At 74.5% G+C, this 23,895-nt stretch carries 20 protein-coding genes; 8 read left to right on the top strand and 12 right to left on the bottom strand.

The window, feature by feature from the left end; all coding sequences use genetic code 11:
• Positions 1 to 68: 68 nt before the first annotated feature.
• Positions 69 to 704, bottom strand: coding sequence for a GNAT family N-acetyltransferase (locus ACE1OA_RS09140; protein WP_432752621.1), 636 nt, complete (start codon positions 702 to 704; stop codon positions 69 to 71).
• A 111-nt stretch (positions 705 to 815) separates the two neighbouring features.
• On the opposite strand from ACE1OA_RS09140, the gene ACE1OA_RS09135 reads away from it, so the two are divergent.
• Positions 816 to 2,192 (top strand): pyridoxal phosphate-dependent decarboxylase family protein, encoded by a 1,377-nt coding sequence (locus ACE1OA_RS09135; RefSeq protein ID WP_432752620.1) that lies wholly within the window; start codon positions 816 to 818, stop codon positions 2,190 to 2,192.
• 57 nt (positions 2,193 to 2,249) lie between these two features.
• Here the strand turns inward: ACE1OA_RS09135 and ACE1OA_RS09130 are convergent, their stop codons facing one another.
• Positions 2,250 to 6,881 (bottom strand): Lhr family helicase, encoded by a 4,632-nt coding sequence (locus ACE1OA_RS09130; protein ID WP_384867759.1) that lies wholly within the window; start codon positions 6,879 to 6,881, stop codon positions 2,250 to 2,252.
• Between the two features lie 133 nt (positions 6,882 to 7,014).
• On the opposite strand from ACE1OA_RS09130, the gene ACE1OA_RS09125 reads away from it, so the two are divergent.
• The 3 genes from ACE1OA_RS09125 to ACE1OA_RS09115 are packed head-to-tail and all read left to right on the top strand — an operon-like array spanning position 7,015 to position 8,985.
• Positions 7,015 to 7,863 (top strand): AraC family transcriptional regulator, encoded by an 849-nt coding sequence (locus ACE1OA_RS09125; RefSeq protein ID WP_356777484.1) that lies wholly within the window; start codon positions 7,015 to 7,017, stop codon positions 7,861 to 7,863.
• 10 nt (positions 7,864 to 7,873) lie between these two features.
• Positions 7,874 to 8,680 carry an AzlC family ABC transporter permease gene (locus ACE1OA_RS09120; protein ID WP_356604323.1) on the top strand — a complete coding sequence of 269 codons (807 nt, stop codon included), beginning with the start codon at positions 7,874 to 7,876 and terminating at the stop codon, positions 8,678 to 8,680.
• Positions 8,677 to 8,985: an AzlD domain-containing protein gene (locus ACE1OA_RS09115; RefSeq protein ID WP_356604321.1), complete on the top strand. Its 309-nt coding sequence runs from the start codon at positions 8,677 to 8,679 to the stop codon at positions 8,983 to 8,985. The genes ACE1OA_RS09120 and ACE1OA_RS09115 overlap by 4 nt, the downstream gene beginning before the upstream one ends.
• Before the next feature lie 161 nt (positions 8,986 to 9,146).
• Here the strand turns inward: ACE1OA_RS09115 and ACE1OA_RS09110 are convergent, their stop codons facing one another.
• On the bottom strand, positions 9,147 to 10,088 hold the full coding sequence (locus ACE1OA_RS09110; RefSeq protein ID WP_386542296.1) for a hypothetical protein: 942 nt from the start codon (positions 10,086 to 10,088) through the stop codon (positions 9,147 to 9,149).
• 79 nt (positions 10,089 to 10,167) lie between these two features.
• On the opposite strand from ACE1OA_RS09110, the gene ACE1OA_RS09105 reads away from it, so the two are divergent.
• Both ACE1OA_RS09105 and ACE1OA_RS09100 read left to right on the top strand, forming a co-directional pair.
• Entirely contained in the window at positions 10,168 to 10,362 is a 195-nt protein-coding gene (locus ACE1OA_RS09105; RefSeq protein ID WP_147980005.1) for a DUF3046 domain-containing protein, read from the top strand.
• Between the two features lie 348 nt (positions 10,363 to 10,710).
• A complete protein-coding gene (locus ACE1OA_RS09100) occupies positions 10,711 to 11,889 on the top strand; it encodes an AI-2E family transporter (RefSeq protein ID WP_432754055.1) in 1,179 nt (392 codons plus the stop codon).
• A gap of 99 nt (positions 11,890 to 11,988) precedes the next feature.
• Here ACE1OA_RS09100 and ACE1OA_RS09095 read toward each other — a convergent pair whose 3' ends face one another.
• From ACE1OA_RS09095 to ACE1OA_RS09075, 5 genes are all read right to left on the bottom strand, one after another.
• Positions 11,989 to 14,181, bottom strand: a complete 2,193-nt coding sequence (locus ACE1OA_RS09095) for an MMPL family transporter (protein WP_432752619.1) — start codon at positions 14,179 to 14,181, stop codon at positions 11,989 to 11,991.
• Between the two features lie 92 nt (positions 14,182 to 14,273).
• Positions 14,274 to 15,068: a cytochrome d ubiquinol oxidase subunit II gene (locus ACE1OA_RS09090; RefSeq protein WP_386542298.1), complete on the bottom strand. Its 795-nt coding sequence runs from the start codon at positions 15,066 to 15,068 to the stop codon at positions 14,274 to 14,276.
• A 10-nt stretch (positions 15,069 to 15,078) separates the two neighbouring features.
• Entirely contained in the window at positions 15,079 to 16,362 is a 1,284-nt protein-coding gene (locus tag ACE1OA_RS09085; RefSeq protein WP_432752618.1) for a cytochrome ubiquinol oxidase subunit I, read from the bottom strand.
• 232 nt (positions 16,363 to 16,594) lie between these two features.
• Positions 16,595 to 17,260: a response regulator transcription factor gene (locus ACE1OA_RS09080; protein WP_356604311.1), complete on the bottom strand. Its 666-nt coding sequence runs from the start codon at positions 17,258 to 17,260 to the stop codon at positions 16,595 to 16,597.
• Positions 17,257 to 18,594 (bottom strand): sensor histidine kinase, encoded by a 1,338-nt coding sequence (locus ACE1OA_RS09075; protein ID WP_432752617.1) that lies wholly within the window; start codon positions 18,592 to 18,594, stop codon positions 17,257 to 17,259. The genes ACE1OA_RS09080 and ACE1OA_RS09075 overlap by 4 nt, the downstream gene beginning before the upstream one ends.
• A gap of 294 nt (positions 18,595 to 18,888) precedes the next feature.
• Here ACE1OA_RS09075 and recA point away from each other — a divergent pair, with 294 nt between their 5' ends.
• Positions 18,889 to 20,022: a recombinase RecA gene (gene recA / locus ACE1OA_RS09070; RefSeq protein WP_356604307.1), complete on the top strand. Its 1,134-nt coding sequence runs from the start codon at positions 18,889 to 18,891 to the stop codon at positions 20,020 to 20,022.
• A 4-nt stretch (positions 20,023 to 20,026) separates the two neighbouring features.
• Entirely contained in the window at positions 20,027 to 20,593 is a 567-nt protein-coding gene (gene recX, locus ACE1OA_RS09065) for a recombination regulator RecX (protein ID WP_147980010.1), read from the top strand.
• Between the two features lie 187 nt (positions 20,594 to 20,780).
• Here recX and ACE1OA_RS09060 read toward each other — a convergent pair whose 3' ends face one another.
• The 4 genes from ACE1OA_RS09060 to ACE1OA_RS09045 form a co-directional block, all read right to left on the bottom strand.
• Positions 20,781 to 21,191, bottom strand: a complete 411-nt coding sequence (locus ACE1OA_RS09060; RefSeq protein ID WP_356604305.1) for a rhodanese-like domain-containing protein — start codon at positions 21,189 to 21,191, stop codon at positions 20,781 to 20,783.
• Positions 21,188 to 21,724 carry a cysteine dioxygenase gene (locus ACE1OA_RS09055; protein WP_432754054.1) on the bottom strand — a complete coding sequence of 179 codons (537 nt, stop codon included), beginning with the start codon at positions 21,722 to 21,724 and terminating at the stop codon, positions 21,188 to 21,190. Before ACE1OA_RS09055 ends, ACE1OA_RS09060 begins: the two co-directional genes overlap by 4 nt.
• A gap of 127 nt (positions 21,725 to 21,851) precedes the next feature.
• Positions 21,852 to 21,923, bottom strand: a complete 72-nt coding sequence (locus ACE1OA_RS09050; RefSeq protein ID WP_309544753.1) for a putative leader peptide — start codon at positions 21,921 to 21,923, stop codon at positions 21,852 to 21,854.
• A gap of 47 nt (positions 21,924 to 21,970) precedes the next feature.
• Entirely contained in the window at positions 21,971 to 23,758 is a 1,788-nt protein-coding gene (locus ACE1OA_RS09045) for an FAD-dependent monooxygenase (protein ID WP_432752616.1), read from the bottom strand.
• Positions 23,759 to 23,895: the final 137 nt, after the last annotated feature.

Below are 23,895 nucleotides of genomic sequence, written 5' to 3'. Positions count from 1 at the left end.
GCACCCATGATGCGCGACCGACCCGGCGCACGTGTGGTGCGCGGGGCGGCCGGCGGGCCGCCGGTGGCTCAGCCGGCGACGACCGGCTCGTCCCACGACCGGGGACGGGGGAGCGCCGCCCACTCGTCCCGCAGCAGGGCCAGGACGGCGACGTCGTGCCGCCGGCCGCGGTGCAGGCAGGCGGAACGGCGCACCCCCTCCTGGACGAAGCCGGCCTTCGCCAGGACGGCGAGGGCCGCGGTGTTGGTGGTGTGCGTGACGGCCTGGACGCGGTGCATGGGCAGCTCGCCGAAGGCGAGGTCGACCAGGGCGTTCACGGCGTCCGTGCCGTGGCCCCGGCCGCGCCGGCCGGGATCCGTCATCAGCATGATCTCGGCCGTGCCGTCCACCAGGTCCTGGTCGATCAGGGCGATGTGACCGATCGGAGTGCCGTCCGGAAGGAGGACGAGGAAGTCGTCGCGGTCGTCGTCGTCCCGGTCGCGCTCGATGCGCTCGCGCACCCCGGACAGGGCGCGCGGCCACATGCCGATCTCGTACGCCGCCACCGGATCGCTGCGCCAGGCGTGTATCTGATCCGCGTCGTCGACGTCGAGCGCCGCGAAGGCGATCCCCCGGCCCCGCCAGCAGACCTCCCGGGGCGCTTCCGCGTCCTCCGTGGCCCGGGATTCCTGCTCGCCGGCGTCTTCCGCCACCTTCTCGGTCATGGGCGGATGCTATGGCGCACCGGGACCGGCGGACCAGCGGATTCCAGGCGCGGGTACGGCCCGGCCGCCGCCGGCTTGCGGGGCCCGGACGGCCGGACCATAGTCCGAGGTATGGACCCGCGCGAGGCGGCGCTCCGGCAGGCGTACCACCATGGCGTCCGCTGGCTGACGAGCCTGCCCGACCGCCCCGTACCCGCCCGCGCCACCGTCGACGAGATCGTGCGCGCCCTCGGTACCGACCTGCCCGACGGACCCAGCCCGCCCGCCGACGTCGTCGACCTGCTGGCCACGGCCTGCGAGCCGGGACTCACCGCGTTTCCCGGCGGCCGCTTCTACGGATTCGTGGTCGGCGGCACCGAGCCGGCCGCCCTCGCCGCCGACTGGCTGGTGAGCGCCTGGGACCAGAACTGCGTGATGCGCGCCGTGACCCCCGCCTACGCGGCGGCCGAGGAGATCGCGGCCGCCTGGCTGCTCGATCTCCTCGGCCTGCCGGACGGTGCCTCCGTCGGGTTCACCACCGGCGCCACGATGGCGAACTTCACCTGCCTCGCCGCCGGACGGGACGCCGTGCTGCGCCGGGCCGGCTGGGACGTCGCCCGCGACGGCCTCGCCGGTGGCCCACCCGTCCGCGTCCTGGCCGGCGAGTCCCGCCACATGGCCGTCGACCTGGCCCTGCGCTACCTCGGGCTGGGCAGGCCGCGGCTCGTGAGCGCGGACACCCAGGGGCGCATCGACGCGGAAGCCCTGCGCCGTGCCGTGGCCGCGGGCGGGCGAGGACCCACGCTCGTGGTCCTCCAGGCCGGCGACATCCACTCCGGGGCCTTCGACCCCTTCGCCGACACCGTGCGGGCCGCCCGGGAGGCGGGCGCGTGGGTGCACGTGGACGGCGCGTTCGGACTGTGGGCGGCGGCCTCCCCGCGGTACGCCCACCTGACGGCGGGCTGCGCGGACGCCGACTCCTGGGCGACGGACGCGCACAAGACCCTCAACGTCCCCTACGACTGCGGCCTCGCCCTCGTGCGCGACCCGTCGGCCCTCCGGGCGGCGATGGGCCAGCGCGGCGACTACCTCATCCAGCACGAGCACGGCGATCCGGTCGACAAGGTCCCCGAGCTCTCCCGGCGCGGCAGGGCCTTCACCGTGTGGGCGGCGCTCCGGTCCCTCGGCCGGTCCGGCGTGGCCGACCTCGTCGAGCGGCTGTGCCGGCACGCCTCCGCCTTCGCGTCGGGTATCGCCGCGATCGAGGGCGCGAGCGTCCTGAACGACGTCGTGTTCACGCAGGTCTGCGCCGACTTCGGCGGCGACGAGCGGACGGATCGGGTCCTGACCCGGCTGCTCGACGACGGCACGGCCTGGATCAGCGGCTCCACCTGGCACGGGCGGCGCGTGATGCGGATCTCGGTGAGCAACTGGTCGACGACCGACGAGGACGTCGGCCGTACGCTCGCCGCGATCCGGCGCGCGGCCGCCGACGACCGGCCCGGGTGACGCCCGGGCCGGGGACCGGCGGCACGCGTGACGCCCCCCGGTCCGGTGGCAGGGCGGTCAGGGGCGCAGGCGGAGACCCCGCGGAGTGGCGTGGAAGCCCGCGGCCTCCAGGGTCTTGGACAGCGGCGAGGTCAGCGCCGCGGCTCCGTTCATCCGCTCCACCGTGACCGTGCCCAGCGAGCCGGCGAGGGCGGCCGCCGCCAGGGCCTCGGCGGCCGCGTGGAGCGCCGGGTCGTCGGGCTCGGTCGGCCAGGACAGCACCGTCTTGCCGCCGCGCTCCATGTAAAGCGTCAGCTCGCCGTCGACCAGGACGACCATCGACCCCGCCTTGCGGCCCGGCTTGTGGCCCGCCCCGGTCGGCGGCTCCGGCCAGGGCAGAGCGGCGCCGTACGCGTTGGCCGGGTCGGCGGCTGCCAGCACCACCGCCCGCGGACCGGCGCCCGCCTCGGCGCCCCGGTCGCGCGCGGTCGCCGCCGCCCGCAGCCGGTCCACGGCACCGTCCATCGCGAACTGGGCCGCGCCCAGCCCCTCCACGACGTATCCGCGGCGCGCCTGCCCGGTGTCCTCGAAGGCCGACAGGATCCGGTACACCGCCGAGAAACCGCCCTCGACACCCTCGGCGGCCACCGCGCCCCGGGTGACCACGCCGTGCCGGTCCAGGAGCGTCCGGGCCAGGGCGTGCGCGCGAAGCGTCGGCTCCGGCTCCGCCGGGGGAAGCAACGACCAGCGGCCGCTGACCGTGGGCGGGCCGGTCCGCGAGGCCGGGCGGGTGGCGCCGACCGTGCCGTACCGGCCGCGCGGGACGGTGCGCTTGGCACGGTGGGCCGTCGAGCCCGCCGTACGGCCCGAGCCGAGCAGCGCGCGCAGCGGAGCGAGCGTGTCGTTGGTGAGCCGCCCCGACCAGGCCAGGTCCCAGACGGTGTCCGCGAGCTGAGGATCGGTCGCGTCGGGGTGCGTGGTGGCCCGGACCTGGTCGGCGATCTGGCGGAAGAACAGGCCGTAGCCGCCGGTCAGGGCCGTCAGGACCGATTCGTGCAGGGCCGTGAGCTCCAGGGGGTGCGGTGGCGGGAGCAGGAGCGGCGCCGCGTCGGCGAGGTAGAGGGAGATCCAGCCGTCCTTGCCGGGCAGCGAGCCGGCTCCTGCCCACAGGACCTCGCCGGTGGTCGTCAGCTCGTCGAGCAGGGCGGCGGAGTAGCCCCCGACCCGGGACGGCAGGACGAGCTTCTCCAGGGCCGAGGCCGGCACCGGGGCGCCCTGCAGCTGCTCGATCGCGCGCGCCAGCCCGTCGATCCCGCGCAGCCCGTGCCCGCCCAGGTGCTGCCACTGGGGCAGGAACGTGGCGAGCGCGGCCGGGGGCACCGGCTCCAGTTCGTGCCGCAGGGCGGCCAGGGAGCGCCGGCGCAGCCTGCGCAGCACGGCGGAGTCGCACCACTCCTGGCCGATGCCGGAGGGGTGGAACTCGCCCTGGACGACCCGGCCCGACGCGGCGAGACGCTGCAGCGCACCGTCCGTGACCGCCGCGCCCAGGCCGAATCGGGCCGCGGCCGCCGAGGAGGTGAACGGCCCGTGCGTACGGGCGTACCGGGCGAGCAGGTCGCCCAGCGGGTCCTTCACCGGCTCGGTGAACGCCTCCGGCACCCCCACCGGCAGCGCCGTGCCCAGCGCGTCCCGGAGCCGGCCCGCGTCCTCGATCGCCGCCCAGTGCTCGGCACCGCCGATCCGGACCCGGATGGCCCGGCGGGCCTCGGACAGCTCCCGCGCCCAGCCCGGCTCGGCACCCCGCTCCACCAGCTCCGCGTCGGTGAGCGGACCGAGGACCCGCAACACGTCCGCCACGCCCTCCACGTCCTTGATCCGGCGCTCCTCGGTGAGCCACTGGAGCTCCCGCTCCAGCTCCGCGAGCACGTCCACGTCGAGCAGCTCGCGCAGCTCCGCCTGGCCGAGGAGTTCGGCCAGGAGCCGGGAGTCCAGGGACAGCGCCGCCGCGCGGCGCTCGGCGAGCGGTGAGTCCCCTTCGTAGAGGAACTGGGCGACGTAGCCGAAGAGCAGGGAACGGGCGAACGGGGACGGCTCGGGGGTGGTGACCTCGACCAGGCGGACCCGGCGGGACTCGATGTCCCCCATCAGCTCGGTCAGCCCGGGCACGTCGAAGACGTCCTGCAGGCACTCCCTGACCGCCTCCAGCACGATCGGGAACGATCCGAACTCGCTCGCCACCTGGAGCAGTTGTGCGGCGCGCTGGCGCTGCTGCCAGAGCGGGGTGCGCTTGCCCGGGTTGCGCTTGGGCAGCAGCAGGGCGCGCGCGGCGCACTCGCGGAAGCGCGAGGCGAAGAGCGCGGAACCGCCCACCTGGTCGGTGACGATCTGGCCGATCTCGCCCTTGTCGAAGAGGGCGTCGGCCGCGCCGACGGGAGCCTGGTCCGTGTCGTACGTCGTGTCGGACCGCCCGTCCGGCGCCCCGGGGTCGTCGAGGAGGTCCAGCCCCATCAGGTCCGCGTCCGGCAGCCGCAGCACGATGCCGTCGTCCGCGTGCATGACCTGGGCGTCCAGGCCGTACCGCTCGGACAGGCGGGCACCGAGCGCGAGCGCCCACGGCGCGTGCACCTGCGCCCCGAAGGGGGAGTGGATGACGATCCGCCAGTCGCCGAGCTCGTCCCGGAACCGCTCGACCAGGATGGTCCGGTCGTCCGGCACGTGACCGCACGCCTGGCGCTGCTCGTCCAGATACGCCAGGACGTTGTCCGCGGCCCAGGCGTCCAGGCCCGCGGCCACCAGCCGCAGGCGCGCGTCCTCGGCCGGGAGGGAACCGACCTCGCGGAGGAACGCGCCCACCGCACGGCCCAGTTCGAGCGGGCGGCCCAGCTGGTCGCCCTTCCAGAAGGGCAGCCGGCCCGGTACACCGGGCGCGGGGGAGACCAGGACCCGGTCCCGCGTGATGTCCTCGATGCGCCAGGTGGTCGTCCCCAGGGTGAAGACGTCCCCGACCCGGGACTCGTACACCATCTCCTCGTCGAGCTCGCCGACCCGGCCGCCGCCCTTCTTCGGGTCCGCACCGGCCAGGAAGACGCCGAACAGCCCCCGGTCCGGGATCGTGCCGCCCGAGGTGACGGCGAGCCGCTGCGCGCCCGGCCGCCCGGTGACCGTCCCGGTGACCCGGTCCCACACCACCCGCGGGCGCAGCTCGGCGAACGCGTCCGAGGGATAGCGGCCGGCCAGCATGTCCAGGACGGCGGTGAACGCCGACTCCGGCAGCGAGGCGAACGGCGCCGCCCGCCGCACGGTCGCCAGCAGGTCGTCCACCTGCCAGCTGTCCAGCGCGACCATCGCCACCAGCTGCTGCGCGAGGACGTCCAGGGGGTTGGCGGGGATCCGCATCGACTCGATGGCACCGCTGCGCATCCGCTCGGTGACCACGGCCGCCTGCACCAGGTCACCGCGGTACTTGGGGAAGACGACGCCCGTGGACACAGCGCCGACCTGGTGTCCGGCGCGGCCCACCCGCTGCAGGCCGGAGGCGACCGAGGGCGGTGACTCGACCTGGACCACCAGGTCCACCGCGCCCATGTCGATGCCCAGCTCCAGACTGGACGTGGCGACCACGGCCGGCAGCCGGCCCGCCTTCAGGTCCTCCTCGACCTGGGCGCGCTGCTCCTTGGAGACCGAGCCGTGGTGCGCCCGGGCGAGCAGCGGCGGCGCGCCCCGGGCCGCACCGGACTGGGCCATGACCTCGGCCGGCGGTGGGCCGTCGGGCATCGCCTCGCCGGTGGCCCGCTCGTACGCGATCTCGTTGAGGCGGTTGCACAGGCGCTCCGCGAGCCGGCGCGAGTTGGCGAACACGATCGTGGAGCGGTGGGCCTGGACGAGGTCGGCGATGCGCTCCTCGACCTGCGGCCAGATCGACGGCCGGTCGCCGCCCTCCCGCCCTTCGGACGCCGGCGAACCCCCCAGCTCGCCCATGTCCTCCACCGGCACGACCACCGACAGGTCGAACTCCTTGCCCGACGGCGGCTGGACGATCTCGACCCGGCGCTGCGGGGAGAGGTAGCGGGCCACCTCGTCCACCGGCCGGACCGTCGCCGACAGGCCGATCCGGCGGGCCGGGCGCGGCAGCAGCTCGTCGAGCCGCTCCAGCGACAGCGCGAGGTGCGCGCCCCGCTTGGTCCCGGCGACCGCGTGCACCTCGTCCAGGATCACCGTCTCGATGCCCGCCAGCGCGTCGCGGGTGGCCGACGTCAGCATCAGGAACAGCGACTCGGGGGTGGTGATCAGGATGTCCGGGGGCTTGGTGGCCAGCGCCCGCCGCTCCGCGGGCGGGGTGTCGCCGGAGCGGATGCCCACCTTCACGTCCGGCTCGGGCCGCCCGAGCCGGACCGACTCCTGACGGATCCCGGTCAGCGGGGAGCGCAGGTTGCGCTCGACGTCCACCGCGAGGGCCTTCAGCGGCGAGACGTACAGCACCCGGCAGCGCTTCCTGGGGTCGGCGGGCGGGGGCGTCGAGGCGAGCCGGTCCAGGGACGCCAGGAACGCGGCGAGGGTCTTGCCCGAGCCGGTCGGCGCCACCACGAGTACGTCCGAGCCCGCGCCGATCGCCTGCCAGGCCCCCTCCTGCGCCGCAGTGGGCGCGGTGAAGGCCCCCGTGAACCAGCCGCGGGTCGCGGGGGAGAAGGCGTCGAGCGCGGACGTGACCATGCCCTCCATCGTGCACCCCGGCACTGACAACCGCCGGGACCCCGGGAGAACCCGCGGCCGGCGCCGATGCCCCGGGGACGTCCCGGCCGCCCGCGCCGGGCGCCGGGGTGGGCGCCTGGCGCAGAATGGGGGCATGGCGACAGGGGAGCGGGCACGGTACTGGCAGTACCCCGAGCTGCCTGGCGTCGACCTGCTGCACGCCCACTACGTCCGCAAGGCCTTCGCCCGGCACACCCACGAGACCTTCGTCTTCGCGGCGATCACCGAGGGCGTCGAGGCGTTCCACTACCGCGACGACCTCGTGTACGCGGGCCCCGGGCAGATCGCCCTGGTGAACCCCGACACCTCGCACACCGGGCACGCGGGCGTGCCCGAGGGCTGGACGTACCGCACGATCTACCCCGACGCCGGGCTGATCCGGTCGATCGCCGCCGACACCCTCGCGCTGCGCGGCGACGTCGGGTTCACCGACCCCGTCGTGGACGACCCGTACGCCGCCCAGCTCGTCGTCGGCGTCCACCGGGCCGCGGAGGAGGGCAACGCCCTCGCCGCCGACAGCCTGCTGCGGCTCGTCACGGCACGGATGCTGCGGAGCCACGGCGGCCGGGTCGGCACCCCGCTCGCGCCCCGCTCGGCCGGCGCCCGCAACGCGGCACGCGCACGTGCCGTCCTGGAAGCCCGCATGACCGACCCGCCGACCCTGGAGCAGCTCGCCGCCGACCTGGGGACCAGCCCGTTCGCGCTGTTGCGGGCCTTCCGGGACGCCTACGGGATGCCGCCGCACACCTGGCTGACCGACGCCCGCGTGCGCCGGGCGCGGCGGCTCCTGGACGCGGGGACGGCACCGGCCGAGGCGGCCGTCGCCGTCGGGTTCACCGACCAGCCACACCTCACCCGGCACTTCGCGCGGAGCGTCGGGGTCCCGCCGGGGGCGTACCAGCGCGCAAGAACGTACAAGACCGCGGGCCGCCGGGACCCGTAACGTCCCTGACGTGGCAGAACAGACAGCTCCCCCCGTCATACGGGCCGACGCCGCCCCCGCCAAGGCGGACGCGGCGGTCGTACGCGACGCCCTCGGCGTCGGCGTCGCCGTCGGACTCTCCGGCTTCGCCTTCGGCGTGACCTCCGCCGGGTCCGGTCTCACCCTCCTCCAGACCTGCGTGCTCAGCCTGCTCGTCTTCACCGGCGCCTCGCAGTTCGCCCTGGTGGGGGCGCTCGCCTCGGGCGGGAACCCGTTCACGGCGGCCGCCGGCGCGTTCTTCCTGGGAACCCGCAACGCCTTCTACGGGCTGCGCCTCTCGCAGCTGCTGGCCCTGCCCCGCGCGGTCAAGCCGTTCGCCGCGCACTGGGTGATCGACGAGACCGCGGCGGTGGCCCTGGCGCAGCCGAGCCGGCGGGCCGTGCGGCTCGGCTTCACGGTCACCGGACTCACGCTCTACCTGCTGTGGAACCTGACCACCTTCCTCGGCGCGCTCGGCGCCGAGGCCATCGGCGACACCAGCGCCTGGGGACTCGACGCGGCCGGGCCCGCCACCTTCCTGGCGCTGCTGGCGCCCATGCTCCGCACGGCCACCGAGCGCACCACCGCCGGGCTCGCGGTGCTGCTCGGCCTCGGGCTGCTGCCGGTGCTGCCGGCCGGGGTCCCGGTGCTCGCGGCGGCGCTCGCCGCGCCCGCCGTGCTCTGGGTGCAGGGGCGCCGCGCCGCCGCGGCCGACGACGCCACCGCCGGGGACACGGCGGATCCCGCGCCCCGCGCGGAGGCCCAGCAGCCCGTCGAGGACCAGGAGGACGCCCGATGAACGTCTGGCTCGCGATCGCCCTCACCGCCGTCGGCTGCTACGGGGTCAAGCTGCTGGGGCTGCTGGTCCCCGCCGGCGCCCTGGAGCGGCCCGTCGTCCAGCGGCTGGCGGCCCTGCTGCCCGTCGCCCTGCTGGCCGCGCTCACCGCCCAGCAGACCTTCAGCGCCGACGGCGGGCTGGTGCTGGACGCCCGGGCCGCGGGACTCGCGGCGGCGGCCGTGGCGCTGATCCTGCGCGCGCCCTTCCTGATCGTGGTCGCCGCGGCGGTGGTGGTCACGGCGGGGGTCCGGGCGCTCGGCGGCTGAGCGAGGCCGTGGAGGGGGCGCGTGCCCGCGCCCGGCCCGCACCCGTTTCGGCGCGAGGGGCACGGCGGGCGGCGCCGAGGCCCCGCCCGCCCGGCCTGGCCGCCCTGTCCGCTGAGACGGCTCGGCACCGGCACCGGCACCGGCACCGGCCGGCCCGGCGGTCACTCGATCCGGCGGCCATGGGCGCGCAGCGTCCGCAACGCCTCGATCGTCACGATCGGTCGTGCCTCCAGCGCCGTGCCGGGGGCCCACTGCCGCCAGGCGACCGGCCAGCCCCCGTCCTCCTCCTGTGCGGCGGCGAGATGGTCCAGCGACCGGCGCATCTCCTCGTCCGTGAACCACCGCCGGGCCAGCGAATCGGGGACGCGCGCGTAGTCGTACGGATAGTGGTGCTCGCCCGGCGCGTACCCGGGCGACACCGGGAAGTCGTCGAGACGGTCCGGGTCCAGGACGGCGAGTCCCTGCTCCCGGACCATGCGTCCGAGCCGGTCGCCGGCCGCCTGCGCCCGCGACCGGTCGGGGACCCCGTCCAGGAACGCGACCGCGGCCTCGACCTCGTACGGGTGCGACTTCTCCAGGGACTCGACCGCGGCCCAGCAGAACTCCGTGGCGCGGAACAGCCAGGCGTGCCACACCTGGTTGCGGTGCAGCAGCCCGACGACCGGTGCGGTGGACAGCAGCGCCGCCGGCGGGTGGTCGACGACCGGGACGAACGGCGCGGCCGGATAGCCGCGCTGGGACGGGTGCACGGCGGGCAGCGCGCCCTCGTGCGTCGAGATCTCGGTGAGATAGCGGCAGATCCGCTCGACCCGCAGCCCGCCGCAGCGGCCGATGGAGTCCAGCACCCGCAACGCGTGCCCGGTGTGCAGCGGCTGGCTCACCGGGCCCCGCAGATCGGGTTCGAGGGCGTGGCCGTAGCCGCCGTCCTCGTTGAGGTACGCCGCGAGGGCGACCTCGACCGGTTCCGCGCCGCCGCGCAGGAAGTGGTAGGCGAAGCGGCGTTGTTCGAGGACGCGGGCCGTCAGCCAGACGAAGTGCTCGGCGCGCGCGAGGGGAGTCGCGTGCGGAGCCGCGGGCGAGGCCGCGAGAGGAGTTCCAGCCATGGTCCGACGGTAGGCCGCACGGAGCGTGTGACAAGGGTTACGGACCGGGCTGCACTCTTGGGAGCGGGATACTGGAGGCATGCGGTTGACGATTTTCTGGGAACGGATGGCGGACCACTTCGGAGCGTCCTACGCCGAGTCCTTCGCGCGGGACCATGTGATGGCCGAGCTGGGAGGCCGTACGGTGCACGAGGCGCTGGACGCCGGCTGGGAGGCGAAGGACGTCTGGCGGGCGGTCTGTTCGGCCGTCGACGTCCCCGCGGACAGGCGCTGAGACCGGCCCACGCGGCCGGGCGCGTCGCCCCCACTCCGGCGTGGCCGAGCCGGGCGTCCCGCCGCGGTCCCGCCCACGGCGGGACGGAACGTCCGCGCGGTGCGCGAGACTGGCGGGGTGGCACCGACTGACGAGACCGACGAGACCGACGAGACCGGCGACAACGAAGACACGACCCGTGAGCCGACGCCCACGGGCCTCCCGGTGAACGGCCGGGCGGAGGGGGCGACCGGACGGACAGCCTCCGTGGTGCCCGCGGCCGCCGCCGCCTCCGAGACGACCGCCGCCCCGGGACCGCTCGCGTCCCCTTCCGGGGCACCCGGCGAGACCGGGGCCGCCACGGCGCGGATGCCCCGCTGGCTGCCCCGCGCCCTGGTGCTCGCCCTCACGCTCTACGCCTGCTTCCAGTTGGGCAGCTGGGCCTTCCACCAGCTCGTCGGCCTGCTCGTCAACATCCTGCTGGCCTTCTTCCTCGCGCTCGCCATGGAGCCGGCCGTGGGACGCATGGCGGCCCGCGGCATGCGCCGTGGCCTCGCCACCTTCCTCGTCTTCCTCGGCGTGATCATCGTCAGCGTCGGCTTCGTCGTGCTGCTCGGCTCGATGCTCGCGGGCCAGATCGTCGACATGGTCGAGAACTTCCCCAAGTACCTCGACTCGCTGATCAACTGGATCAACCAGACCTTCCACACCGACCTCTCCCGGGTCGAGGTCCAGGACAGCGTGCTGCGCTCCGACTGGCTGCGGAAGTACGTCCAGAACAGCGCGACCGGCGTCCTGGACGTCTCCGCCACCGTCCTCGGCGGGCTGTTCAAGCTGCTGACGATCTTCCTGTTCTCGTTCTACTTCGCGGCGGACGGGCCCCGGCTGCGCCGCGCTCTCTGCTCCGTCCTGCCGCCGGCCCGCCAGACCGAGGTGCTGCGCGCCTGGGAGATCGCCGTCGACAAGACCGGCGGCTACCTCTACTCGCGCGGCCTGATGGCCCTCATCTCCGGCGTCGCTCACTTCGTCCTGCTGGAGATCCTCGGGGTGCCGTACGCGCCCGCGCTCGCGGTGTGGGTCGGTCTGGTCTCGCAGTTCATCCCGACCATCGGCACGTACCTCGCGGGCGCGCTGCCGATGCTGATCGCGTTCACCGTGAACCCCTGGTACGCGCTGTGGGTGCTGATCTTCGTGGTCGTCTACCAGCAGTTCGAGAACTACATGCTCCAGCCGAAGCTGACCTCCAAGACCGTGGACATCCACCCGGCGGTCGCCTTCGGCTCGGTGATCGCGGGCACGGCGCTGCTCGGGGCCGTCGGCGCGCTGATCGCGATCCCCGCCGTCGCCACCCTGCAGGCGTTCCTCGGCGCCTACGTTAAGCGGTACGACGTGACCGACGACCCGCGCGTCCACGGCCACCGGCGGTACGGGGAGGCCGTGGTCGCCCGGCTGCAGAAGGCCCTGCACCACAAGCGGGAGCAGGGGCAGGCGGCCCCGGACGCCGAGGGGCCGGACGAGCCGCCCGGGTCCCCGAGGGACGGCGCCTGACCTGTCGGCGGGCCGGGCTCGCGGGCCCGGCGGCGGTCCCGCCGGTCCCCCGTCACCGGTCCTCCCGCGGCCGGTCCCGCCGTGCCGGATCCCCCGTGCTCAGTCCCGTTCCAGGTGCACCTCCGGAAGGATCCGGCGCAGCGGCGCCGGGAGCCACCAGGCGCGGTGGCCGAGGAGCTGCATCACCGCCGGCACGATCAGGCAGCGGATGACGACGGCGTCGAGCAGGATCGCCACCGCCAGTCCGAGCCCGAACTGCTGCAGCATCCGGTCGGGGCTGAGCACGAAGGCCGCGAACACCACGATCATGATCGCCGCGGCGGCGGTGATGACCCGGCCGGTCGCCGCCAGCCCCTCGCGGACCGCCTCCTGCGGGTCCCGGGTGCGCTGCCACTCCTCGTGGATGCGGGAGAGCAGGAAGACCTCGTAGTCCATCGAGAGCCCGAAGACGATCGCGAAGATCATCACGGGGATGAACGCCTCGATCGGGCCGGGCTGCACCCCGAACCAGCCGTGCTGGAAGACCAGGGTGATCACGCCCAGCGCCGCCCCGATGCTCACCAGGTTCAGCAGCGCGGCCTTTACCGGGATCAGGACGGACCGGAAGACCAGGAGCAGCAGCACGGCCGAGAGCCCGACGACGAGCGAGACGAAGAGCGGCATCCGGGCGGAGACGGTGGCGGCGAAGTCCTCGGTCGCCGCCGTGGGGCCGCCGACCAGCAGATCGGCGCCACTGGTCCGCTCCAGCGGGGGCAGCACCTCCGCGCGCAACCGGTCGACCAGCTCCGATGTCGCCTCCGCCTGCGGGGCCGAGTCGGGGAAGGCGATCACGGTCGCGACGGCGGGATCCCCGGCCGGGAGCGGAGGTGTCGTCGCCGCGATGCCGTCGGTCGCGTCCAGCAGCCGCCGCAGCTCCCCGGCGGTGGCGGCCACGGCCGCGCCCGTGTCCGCCTCCCCGCCGGTGCCGCGGGCCGCGCCGCCGTCCACGACCACGACCAGCGGTCCGCTGAAGCCGGGACCGAAGCCCTCGGCCAGCAGGTCGTACGCCTGCCGACTGGACTTCGCCGGGGCGTCGTTGCCCGCGTCGGCGAAGCCGAGACGCATGTCGAGAGCCGGCGCGGCCAGGGCACCCAGGGCTGCCAGGGAGAGCAGCAGGGCCGTCCACGGCCGACGCTGCACCCCCGCCGCCCAGCGCCGCCAGCCCGCGCCCTCGACCCGGCCGGCCCGCGCCGCCCGCCTGGCCACCTGCCGCCGGATCCGCCGGCCGAAGAGGCCCAGTAGCGCCGGGAGCAGAGTGAGGGACGCGGCCATGGTGACCAGGACGGTCAGGGCGACGGCGAGCGCGACGCCCTGCAGCGAACCGAGCCCCAGGGCCACCAGCCCGGTCAACGCGATGATCACCGTGCAGCCGGCGAAGAAGACGGTCCGGCCCGCGGCGTCGAGCGCGGTGCGGGCGGCCGGCTCGGGCTCCGCACCCGCCAGCAGCTCTCCGCGGTAGCGGGAGAAGATCAGCAGGGCGTAGTCGATGCCCACGCCGAGACCGACCAGCATCATGATCGGCGGCGTGAAGTCGGCGACGTCCGCCAGGTGCGAGGCGAGGGCGATCAGACCGATCGAGGCGGCGACCGCGAACACCGCGGTGATCACCGGCAGGCTCGCCGCGACCAGCGAGCCGAACAGGAAGACCAGGATGACCAGCGCGCCCAGCATGCCCGCGCCCTCCGCCGCGCCTCCGCCGCCCTCCTCGGCGCCACGGGCCGCGTCGCCGCCGACGGCGGCCACCAGGCCGTCGCCCTGGGCCGCGCGCACGGTCTCGACGACCTTCAGGACCTGGGCCCGGTCGGTGTTCTCCGCCTCCCCGTCGAGCGTGACGGTCGCGTAGCCCACGGTCCCGTCCCGCGAGGCCGCGGCCCCGTCCTCGTAGGGGCTGCGGACGTCCGTCACACCGGGCAGCAGCGCCACCCGGTCGAGGAGCCCGTCCACGCGCGCCGTGACCGTGGCATCGCGTATCCCCCGCGCGTCCTTGACGACGATCTGCAGGGTCGCGTCGGCCTGGCCGGAGCCGTGCCGCTCCAGGGCGGTCCGGGCCGCCTGCGCATCGGTCCCGGGAAGCGAGAAGTCGTTGTGGTACGCGCTGCCGACGGCGGTGGACGCGCCGGTCGCCGCGGCCACCACCACGATCCAGAGCAGCACCGCCGTCCAGCGGCGGCGGTACGAGAGGGCGGCCAGCCGCTCGAAGACGCTGCCGCGCCGACGGGTGACCGGGGGATCGCTGTCCCGCGTGACGGTCATGATTGTTTCTCCTGTCGAGAGGCCCGGTGCGAGCCGGGAAGGGGCATGGGTGACAGCTGAGGGATGCGGGACGGGGGACGCGGAAGCGGGGGTCAGAGGTAGGAAGGCCCGGTCACCCGCCGCCGGAAGGCGATCCAGGTCCACACCTGGGCGGCGACCAGGAAAGGGGTGACGACCAGCAGCGCGGGGACGAGCAGGGCGAGCGTGGCGGGGTCCGCCGCTCGCCCTGCGAGCGGGAGGGTGCCGCCGGCGACCAGCGGGAGCGCACCGAGGAGGACGGCGGTGAGGGCGAACGACTGCCAGGGGCCGTTCCGTCCCACCAGCAGCCGGGCCCGCTCGAAAGGCGGTCCGGTCAGCCGCAGCGTCGCGAAGCCCAGCCCGTGCACGGCGAACAGGGCGGCGACCGCGAGGGCGACGAGGACGCCCGCCGGGCCGCCGACGGGCTCGTATGGCGCCCCGGTCAGCAGCGCGGCGAGCAGCAGCCCCACCGAGAGTGCGACGGTCCAGCTGCCGCACACCACCGCCGCGTCGCACAGCGCGCGCCGGCGGCGTCCCCCGTCCCCGCTCACGCGGCCGCGCGACCACAGCCCCGTGTCCCGGACGACCCAGCCGGCCAGCAGGGCGACGAGCACGGGGTACTGGCCCGCCAGCAACTCCCCTTCGAGCGTGGGAAAGCACCCGGCGAGCACGCCGGCGGTGGCGATCAGCCAGACCTCGTTGCCCAGGAAGAACGGCGCGAAGGACGCGATGACCAGGCGCCTTTCGTGCGCGGTCCGGCCCAGGTACGGCAGGAGCATCCCGGTGCCGAGATCGGAGCCTCCGAGGATGAACCAGCCGGTGGCGAAGAAGGCCGGCAGGACGACGGCGAGAGTGTCGGGAAAGAGCACGGTCCGCTCCTCAGTAGCGCGTGGCGGGCAGGGCGGCGACCGGGTCCTCGGAGCCGGCCCGGTCGTCGCGGCCGAGCCCCGGATCGACCGGGCCGCGGCGCGCGTGCCGGGCCAGCAGCCAGGCGTTGAGGACCAGGAGCAGCACGAAGAGCGTGGTGAAGACGGCCAGCGAGATCCGCATCGTGGCCGGGGAGAGATCGGAGACCGCGTCCTCTGTCCTCAGCAGTCCGTAGACCACCCAGGGCTGTCGGCCTGCCTCACGGAAGACCCAGCCGCCGATCATCGCGAGGTACGGCAGGGGCACCGCGGCCATCAGGGCGAGATGCCAGAGCCGGAAGCGGAGGACGGCCTTCTTGAAGCAGGCCAGGATCACTCCGGCGAAGGTGAGGTACATCATCAGCGCGAAGCAGAGGAGCATGACCAGGCCCGCGCCCCGCGTCCACGCCTCGGAGGGGACGTAGTCGCCGGGGCCGTAGCGCGCGGCCATGTCCGCCTGCACGCGTGCGATCTCGGCGGCCTTCCCGCCGAAGACGGCCGACTTCATGGGCTGGAACGTGCTCAGCGCGGAGAACTGGAGGCCGCCGAAGACGGCGGTGACCATCAGCGCGGGGAAGGCGAGGAACACCCCGACGCGCAGGCTCCGTCCGAAGAACGCCCCTTCGTCCGTCCGCCGGAACAGGTGGTAGGCGCTGACCCCGGCCATGAAGAAGCCGGCGGTGAGCAGGGCGCCGGCGAGGACGTGCCCGAAGGCCAGCAGCGCGGACGGATTCGTCAGCACGGCCACCGGATCGGCCAGGACGAGTCCGCCGTCCTCGGTGCGGTGGCCGACGGGGTGGTTGAGGAAGCCGTTGGAGACGAGGATCCAGTACGCCGAGAGGTACGCGGTGAGCGTCACGACCCAGATCGTCGCGAGATGGACCCACCGTCCGAGCCGGTGCCAGCCGAAGATCCACAAGCCCAGGAAGGTCGACTCGACGAAGAACGCCACGATCGTCTCGACCGCGAGCGAGGCGCCGAGCACGTTGCCCGCCTCGTGCGTGAGCCCGCTCCAGCTCATGCCGAACTGGAACTCCATCACGATGCCGGTGACGATCCCGACCGCGTAGTTGATCACGTACAGCTGTCCCCAGAAGCGGACCATGCGCGCGTGCAGCGGCCGGCGCCCGATCGTCGCCACGGTCTGGAGCACGGCGACGACGGTCGCCAGCCCGAGGGTGAGGGCGACGAAGAGGAAGTGGCCGCCCGCCGTCAGGGCGAACTGGAGCCGGGCGAGGTCGAGTACTTCTGGATTCACACGGCCAGCGTCGGCGTACGCCCGCGGTCACCGCGTCGCCCGCCGGTGGACAACCGGTGTACCCCCTCGGTTGCGCCCCTCGCCCAGGCCGTACCCCCGGAGTTGCGGGCGGGCCGCGGCAGCCCCTAGGGGACGGCTCCGCGACCTCGCAGACCGCCCGGCGACAGGACCTAGGGGGCGTCTTGCCGATCTTGCCGGGCTCGCGGTCCCGGCCTGATCGGCAAGACACCCCCTAGCCGAGCCAGCCCGGCGTGATCATCCCCGACTCGTACGCGAGGATGACCAGTTGGGCCCGGTCCCGGACGTCGAGCTTGGTCATGATCCTGCTGACGTGCGTCTTGGCGGTCGCCGGGGACAGGACGAGCCGCCGCGCGATCTCGTCGTTGGAGAGCCCCGCCCCCACCAGGCCCATCACCTCACGCTCCCGTTCGGTCAACGCGTTCAGGCGCGGGCTCGGGTCCGGCTGCCGGGTACGGCCGGCGAACTCCGCGATCAGGCGGCGGGTGACGGCCGGGGCGATGAGCGCGTCGCCGCGCGCCACCACCCGCACGCCGTGCAGCAGTTCCATCGGCTCGGTGTCCTTCACCAGGAAACCGGAGGCCCCCGCGCGCAGGGCGCCGTAGACGTAGTCGTCGATGTCGAAGGTGGTGAGGATGACCACCCGGACCCCTTCCAGCCGGGCGTCGCCGGTGATGCGCCGAGTGGCCTCCAGACCGTCCAGGCCGGGCATCCGGACGTCCATCAGGACCACGTCCGGTCGCAGTTCGCGTGCGAGCGCGACGGCCTGCTCCCCGTCGCCGGCCTCCCCGACCACCTCGATGTCGTCCTCGTCGGCCAGGATCGAGCGGAACCCCGCGCGGACCAGGGTCTGGTCGTCGGCCAGTACGACACGGATCATCGGGGGTCCCCCTGGGGCGTGGTGGGCGGGTCGGTGCGGCCGGACGGTCCGGTGGGGCCGGTCGGGCCGGGCGGCGGAGGCGAGGGGGACGGTCCGTCGGAGTGGATGGGGCCGGGCGGGCCAGGGGCCCGCAGGGGGGCGTGGCCGGTACCGGCGAGCGGCAGCCGGGCGTCGACCAGGAAGCCGTCGGCGGTGTTCCGGGCGGTCAGATCGCCGCCGAAGGCCCGGGCCCGCTCCGCCATCCCGCGGATGCCGCTGCCCAGCGGCGACTCCTCCGGCGCGCCCTCGCCGTCGTCCTCGATCCGCAGCCGCAGCTCGCGCGGGCCCCAGTCCAGCGTGACCAGCGCGGTCCGCGCCCCCGCGTGCCGGGTGACGTTGGTCAGCGACTCCTGCACGATCCGGTACGCGGCGAGATCGAGCGGCGGAGCCAGCGCGGCGGGGGTGCCGGCCACCGCGGTGCGGACGTCGAGGCCGGTGCTCCGGGCCCGCTCCACCAGCTCGCCGAGCAGCGCGAGGCCCGAGGTCGGCGAGGTCGGGGCGGCCTCGTCGGCGCGGCGCAGCAGTCCGAGGGTGGCGCGCAGCTCACGCAACGCGTCCTTGCTGGTGGCCTTCACCGCCTGCAGCGCCTCCTCGGCGGCGGCCAGGGCCACGTCGGGCTCCGGCTTCTTGCCCAGCCGGTGCAGGACGGCGCCGGACTGGACGTTGATGAGCGAGATGCTGTGCCCGAGCACGTCGTGCAGCTCCCGGGCGATCCGCAGACGCTCCTCGGTGGCGCTCTGCCGGGCACGCGCCTCCTGCTCCCGCTCGGCGGCGAGCGCCCGCTGTTCCACCTCGTGCAGATAGGCGAGCCGGGTGCGCTGGGCGCGGCCGACGGCGACCAGGCTGATCAGCCAGCCGGACAGCATCGCGAGCGAGGTGTCGTCGATCTGGCGGTGCCCCGGCTGCTGGCGGAGCTCGCCGAGGCCGACGGCGAGCAGGGTGGCCGCGGCCAGGGCGACGGCGGCGGCGAACCGGCCCTCGGCGGCCAGCGTGTAGAGGGCGAGCGCGAAGGTGATCATCAGCGGCCCGTCCTGGGCCGAGACCGGGTAGTAGACCGCGCAGGCCAGCAGGGTCACGACGGCCACCGCGACGGGCCACCGGCGGCGGAAGCACAGCGCCCCGCAGCCGATCGCGATCACGGTCCAGCCGACGACCGTGCGCGCCGTCGGCTCGTCCGTGTACCGCGCCGCGACCAGGGTCCAGATCACCACGACGAGGGTGACGGCCAGCGCCACGACGGCGTCGGTGACCCGCGGGGACGGGCGCCCGTCACGGACGCGGAAGGGGAGGGGCATGCCAGGAAGGATAGGTGTCGCCTGACCGTGCGCACGGTGCGGGAACCGGCGGGAGGGGGGCCTCGGACCGGTCCGCGGACCGGCCGGGAGGGGGGTCGCGCGGGGGCGGTGCCGTCGGCGTGGTGCGCTTGACACCGAAATCGAACATCCATTCTTATGGGATTCCGGCCCTTGGAATCACGGGGTTGTGGCCGAGTTGTCCACAGGTCGGAGAGACGCCGAGGCCCATTGTCAGTGGCAGGGGATAGCGTCTTTCACATGAAGCGATCGACTCAAGCAAACCGGGTGGAACCCATGGCAGGAACCGACCGCGAGAAGGCGCTCGAAGCCGCGCTCGCACAGATTGAACGGCAATTCGGCAAGGGTGCCGTCATGCGCATGGGTGACCGTACCCAGGAGCCGATCGAGGTGATCTCCACCGGTTCGACCGCCCTGGACATCGCCCTTGGCGTCGGCGGCCTGCCGCGCGGCCGTGTGGTGGAGATCTACGGACCGGAGTCCTCCGGTAAGACCACCCTGACCCTGCACGCCGTCGCGAACGCCCAGAAGGCCGGCGGCCAGGTCGCCTTCGTGGACGCCGAGCACGCCCTCGACCCCGAGTACGCCAAGAAGCTCGGCGTCGACATCGACAACCTCATCCTGTCCCAGCCGGACAACGGCGAGCAGGCCCTCGAGATCGTCGACATGCTGGTCCGCTCCGGCGCCCTCGACCTGATCGTCATCGACTCCGTCGCCGCGCTCGTCCCGCGCGCGGAGATCGAGGGCGAGATGGGCGACTCGCACGTCGGTCTCCAGGCCCGCCTGATGAGCCAGGCCCTGCGGAAGATCACCAGTGCGCTGAACCAGTCCAAGACCACCGCGATCTTCATCAACCAGCTCCGCGAGAAGATCGGCGTCATGTTCGGCTCGCCGGAGACCACGACCGGTGGCCGCGCGCTGAAGTTCTACGCCTCCGTGCGTCTGGACATCCGCCGCATCGAGACCCTCAAGGACGGCACGGACGCGGTCGGCAACCGCACCCGCGTCAAGGTCGTCAAGAACAAGGTCGCGCCGCCGTTCAAGCAGGCCGAGTTCGACATCCTCTACGGCCAGGGCATCAGCCGCGAGGGCGGCCTGATCGACATGGGCGTGGAGCACGGCTTCGTCCGCAAGGCCGGTGCCTGGTACACCTACGAGGGCGACCAGCTCGGCCAGGGCAAGGAGAACGCCCGCAACTTCCTGAAGGACAACCCCGATCTCGCCGACGAGATCGAGAAGAAGATCAAGGTGAAGCTGGGCGTCGGAGTGCGGCCGGAGGAAGCCGCGGCCGAACCGGGCGCGGAGGCCGCGGGTGCCGCGACCGCCACGGACGAGGCGGCCAAGGCCGTCCCCGCCACGGCGGTCAAGGCCACGAAGGCGACCAAGGCGGCCCCGGCGGCCAAGAGCTGACACGGTGACCCGGCGTACCGAATGGCCGGGCGACAGCCCCGACTCGTCGAGGGCCGAGAAGGAGCTGTCGCCCCAGGATCCGGCTGAGCGGGCGCGGGCGATCTGTCTGCGCCTGCTCACCGGGACTCCCCGCACCCGCAAGCAGCTCGCCGACGCCCTGCGCAAGCGGGAGATCCCCGACGAGGTCTCGGAGGAGGTCCTCTCCCGCTTCGAGGACGTGGGGCTGATCGACGACGCCGCCTTCGCCGATGCCTGGGTGGAGTCCCGGCACCACGGCCGGGGCCTGGCCCGCCGCGCCCTGGCCCGGGAGCTGCGGACCAAGGGAGTCGACCCCTCGCTGATCCAGGAGGCGGTGGGGCAGCTCGACTCCGAGCAGGAGGAGATCACCGCGCGCGAGCTCGTCGACCGCAAGCTCCGCGCCACCCGCGGCCTGGAACGGGACCGCCGCCTGCGACGCCTCGCGGGGATGCTCGCCCGCAAGGGCTACCCCGAGGGCATGGCCCTGCGGGTGGTCCGGCAGGCGCTGGAGGAGGAGGGCGAGGACACGGAGGGGCTGGACGAGCCCTTCTAGGAGGTGTCCGGGATCCACCAGACCGGGGCCCGGCTGCGCCGCGCCCGTACGGCGGCTCGGAGCGGAACGGACCCGCATCCCGCACACCCTGCCCCCCCCGCACGTGTGCGCCCTCGCTGGCCCCGGCCCCGCACCTGCCCTCGCTGACCCCGGCCCCGCCCTCGCTCCCGTGACCGTGCCGGCGGAGCTACTCCCGGTTCGTCCGGGGCGGCAGGACCGGCAGGCCCGCCGCCTTCCAGGCCTGGAAGCCGCCGATCACGTCCGTCGCCCGGTGCAGGCCCAGCTGCCGCAGCGAGGCGGCGGCCAACGAGGACGCGTAGCCCTCGTTGCAGAAGACCACCACCCGCAGGTCGTGACTGTCCGCCTCCGGGGCGCGGTGGCTGCCGAGCGGGTCGAGCCGCCATTCCAGCTCGTTCCGTTCCACGACCAGCGCGCCCGGGATCAGGCCGTCCCTCTCGCGCAGCGCCGCGTAGCGGGTGTCGACCAGGAGCGCGTCACCCGCCTCGTACGCCGTGTGCGCCTCACGGGCCCCGATCCGGTCCAGGCCGGACCTGACCCGCTCCAACAACTCGTCGATGCCCACGCGTTCGTCGCTCACTGCCAGTCCTCCGGTCGCTCGACCTGCTCCAGACGGAGTACCGCGCCCGAGCGGCTGAAGCGCCGGATCAGCGGGAGCGGCGGGTAGTACGCGTGCACCGACACCGCGTGGGTGTCGCGGGACTCGTTGAGCACCTCGTGCACGTGGTGCCGGCCGAACGCGCGCCCCTTGCCGGCCGTCAGTTCACGCCGCCGGTCTACGCCGTCGGCCAGTTCCAGGGTCTTCCAGCCGCTCGCCGGCAGGCGCACCGCCAGCGAGTTCTCCTTCAGCGTGCCGCGAGCGGTGGTGAAGGCGCCGTGCGACTCGGCGTGGTCGTGCCAGCCGGTGCCGGTGCCGGGCGGCCAGCCGATCAGCCAGGCCTCGCTGCCGGCGGGTCCGTCGAGCCGCACCCAGGTGCGGCCCTCCGGATCCAGGGGCAGCGAGTCGATCAACGCGGTGTCCGCCGCCGTGCGGCGGACGAAGTCGAGGAGGTCGGCGGCGGTGGGTTCGGTGGCGATGGGGGAGGGCGCGGCGGCGTGCGCGTGCGGGACCACGGAGGCGTGCGCGGACACGGAGACGTGCTGGGACACGGAGGACCGTCCTGGAAGTTCGCGGGAGAGGCGCGCGGTGACGCCGGGCAGCCGACGACGGCATGGCGGAGCGCGCGAGGGAAGGGCGAATTCAGCAGGACGGGCGACACACGCAGCCCGCGTAGCGGACGAGGTCCATATGGACCCTCCGCCACAGGCGCACATCGGTGTCGGTCACGCTCCGGAGTACACCATGAGCGCCCGCGACGGTCAATTGACGTCCGCGGTGCGGTCCCTCTTTCCCGCCGCCGCTCCCGGCCCGGAGCCCCGCCCGGCGGCCTTCCCGGACCGTGGGCCGGACACCGGCCCGGCCCCGGCTCCCGCCTTCTCGGCTCGCGCCGCCCCCGCTCCCGGCCCGGGCTTTCCGGCTCCCTCGGCCGCGGCCACCGGCCCCGGCTCCCCGGACCCCGTGACCGCGCCGCCGCGGGCCGCGTCCGTCGCCGCGTACAGCTCCTCTGGCCGCACCCCGGAGAAGGCCGCGACCAGGTGCCCGTCCGGCCGCACCAGGAGCACGGCGTGCGCCGCCGCCCCCGGATAGGCCTCGGTCACCAGCAGCTCCGCCCGCGCCGGCAGCGCCCGGACGGCCTCCGCGAGCCGCGGCATCACGCCCGCGCTCATCCAGTGCCGCCGGTCCCACACGCCGGTGCCGGGTGCCACGAGCACCACCAGGAACCGTCCCTGCCCCAGCCGGTCCCGGAGCCGGACCGTCGTGCCGTCCGGAGCCGTCACCCGGACGTCCTCGACCGGGGCGCCCGCGCTCGTGGCCACCGGCGTCTGCGCCACGGCGTCCGGAGGCGCGAGGGGGGAGTGCGGGTACGCGGGGGGCGCGCCCAGCGGGCCGCGCCCCAGGTGGCCGTCGGTCACCAGGGTGTCGTGGCCGCGGGTACCGCCCGGGATGTACGTCCGCAGCCCCCCGCCGCCGCGCAGCACGGGCAGCGACTGGTCGGCGGCCCGCAGCCGCGAGGCGACGGCGGCGCGCCGTTCGCTCTGGTAGCTGTCGAGCAGGGTGTCCGAGCCGCCGTGGTGCCAGGCGTGGGCGAGTTTCCAGGCGAGGTTGTCCGCGTCCCGCAGTCCCTCGTCGAGGCCCTGGGTGCCGACCGCGCCGAGCAGGTGCGCGGCGTCGCCCGCGAGGAAGACCCGGTCCACCCGCCAGCGCCTGGCCAGCCGGTGGTGCAGGGTGTGGACCCCGGTGTCGATCAGCTCGTACGGCGGCGTCACACCGTCGCACCAGCCGGCGAGGGTGTCGCGGATCCGGCTGACGAGGGCGTCGGGGGTGACCAGGTCGCCGCGCGGCGGGAGCAGCCAGTCGATCCGCCAGACGCCGTCGGGCAGCGGCCGGGCCGCGACCTCGTCGCCGCCACCCCGCCACGGCGGCTGACGGTGCAACAGCGCCTCGCCGGGCCAGGGGAGTTCGGTGCGCAGTGCGGCCACCGCGTGGCGTTCCACCGCCGTCCGCCCCGGGAAGCGGATGCCGAGCAGCTTGCGCACGGTGGAGCGGGCGCCGTCGCAACCCACCAGGTGGCTGCCACGCCACCAGGTCGCGCCGGGTCCGCGGGTGTGCGCGGTGATGCCGCCGGCGTCCTGCTCGATCAGGTCGAGACGCGCCTCGGTGACGAGCTGGACGAGTTCCTGTCCGGCGATCGCGGCCCGCAGACCGCGCGCGAGGGCGTGCTGCGGGATGTGCAGCGGAGCGGGCGGGCCCGCGACCGCGCTCTCGTCGCCGCGCAGCCCGAGGTTCAGTGTGATGTGCCGCATCTGTTGCTTGCGTCGCAGGGAACGCCAGCCGACCCAGCGGACCCCTTCGTCACGCAGCGTGGCACAGCCGAGCCGCTCCACCATCGCCGCCATGTCCTCGCGCAGCACGACGGAACGGGCCGGACGCGGTTCCTCCTTGCCCGGGCCCTCGTCGAGTACGACGCTGGGGACGCCCTGGGCTGCCAGGGCAAGGGAGAGCGCGAGGCCCACGGGCCCCGCGCCGACGATGATCACCGGGTCCACGGCGTGGCTCCTGAAGGCCGTTCGGTCATGCGGGAAGCACAGCGAAGTGTGGCGCGAGCCCGGTGCATGGTCACAGAACGTATGCAACCCACTGCGGGTGCGTGCGTCAAGTGACGGGGGCAGCGGCGACCGCCACT

It is taken from the genome of Streptomyces sp. JL2001, assembly GCF_050917515.1.
Taxonomy (GTDB): domain Bacteria; phylum Actinomycetota; class Actinomycetes; order Streptomycetales; family Streptomycetaceae; genus Streptomyces.
This window is presented reverse-complemented; position numbering and strand designations above follow the sequence as displayed.

What these genes read in the sequence shown, in the direction of transcription:
- ACE1OA_RS09110 (WP_386542296.1), bottom strand. Translation starts at nt 10,088, where the DNA reads ATGGCTGGAACTCCTCTCGCGGCCTCGCCCGCGGCTCCGCACGCGACT.
- ACE1OA_RS09075 (WP_432752617.1), bottom strand. Translation starts at nt 18,594, where the DNA reads ATGCCCCTCCCCTTCCGCGTCCGTGACGGGCGCCCGTCCCCGCGGGTC.
- ACE1OA_RS09095 (WP_432752619.1), bottom strand. Translation starts at nt 14,181, where the DNA reads ATGACCGTCACGCGGGACAGCGATCCCCCGGTCACCCGTCGGCGCGGC.
- ACE1OA_RS09130 (WP_384867759.1), bottom strand. Translation starts at nt 6,881, where the DNA reads ATGGTCACGTCCGCGCTCGACGCCTTCTCCCCCGCGACCCGCGGCTGG.
- ACE1OA_RS09100 (WP_432754055.1), top strand. Translation starts at nt 10,711, where the DNA reads ATGCCCCGCTGGCTGCCCCGCGCCCTGGTGCTCGCCCTCACGCTCTAC.
- recA (WP_356604307.1), top strand. Translation starts at nt 18,889, where the DNA reads ATGGCAGGAACCGACCGCGAGAAGGCGCTCGAAGCCGCGCTCGCACAG.
- ACE1OA_RS09140 (WP_432752621.1), bottom strand. Translation starts at nt 704, where the DNA reads ATGACCGAGAAGGTGGCGGAAGACGCCGGCGAGCAGGAATCCCGGGCC.
- ACE1OA_RS09080 (WP_356604311.1), bottom strand. Translation starts at nt 17,260, where the DNA reads ATGATCCGTGTCGTACTGGCCGACGACCAGACCCTGGTCCGCGCGGGG.
- ACE1OA_RS09105 (WP_147980005.1), top strand. Translation starts at nt 10,168, where the DNA reads ATGCGGTTGACGATTTTCTGGGAACGGATGGCGGACCACTTCGGAGCG.
- ACE1OA_RS09125 (WP_356777484.1), top strand. Translation starts at nt 7,015, where the DNA reads ATGGCGACAGGGGAGCGGGCACGGTACTGGCAGTACCCCGAGCTGCCT.
- ACE1OA_RS09115 (WP_356604321.1), top strand. Translation starts at nt 8,677, where the DNA reads ATGAACGTCTGGCTCGCGATCGCCCTCACCGCCGTCGGCTGCTACGGG.
- ACE1OA_RS09135 (WP_432752620.1), top strand. Translation starts at nt 816, where the DNA reads ATGGACCCGCGCGAGGCGGCGCTCCGGCAGGCGTACCACCATGGCGTC.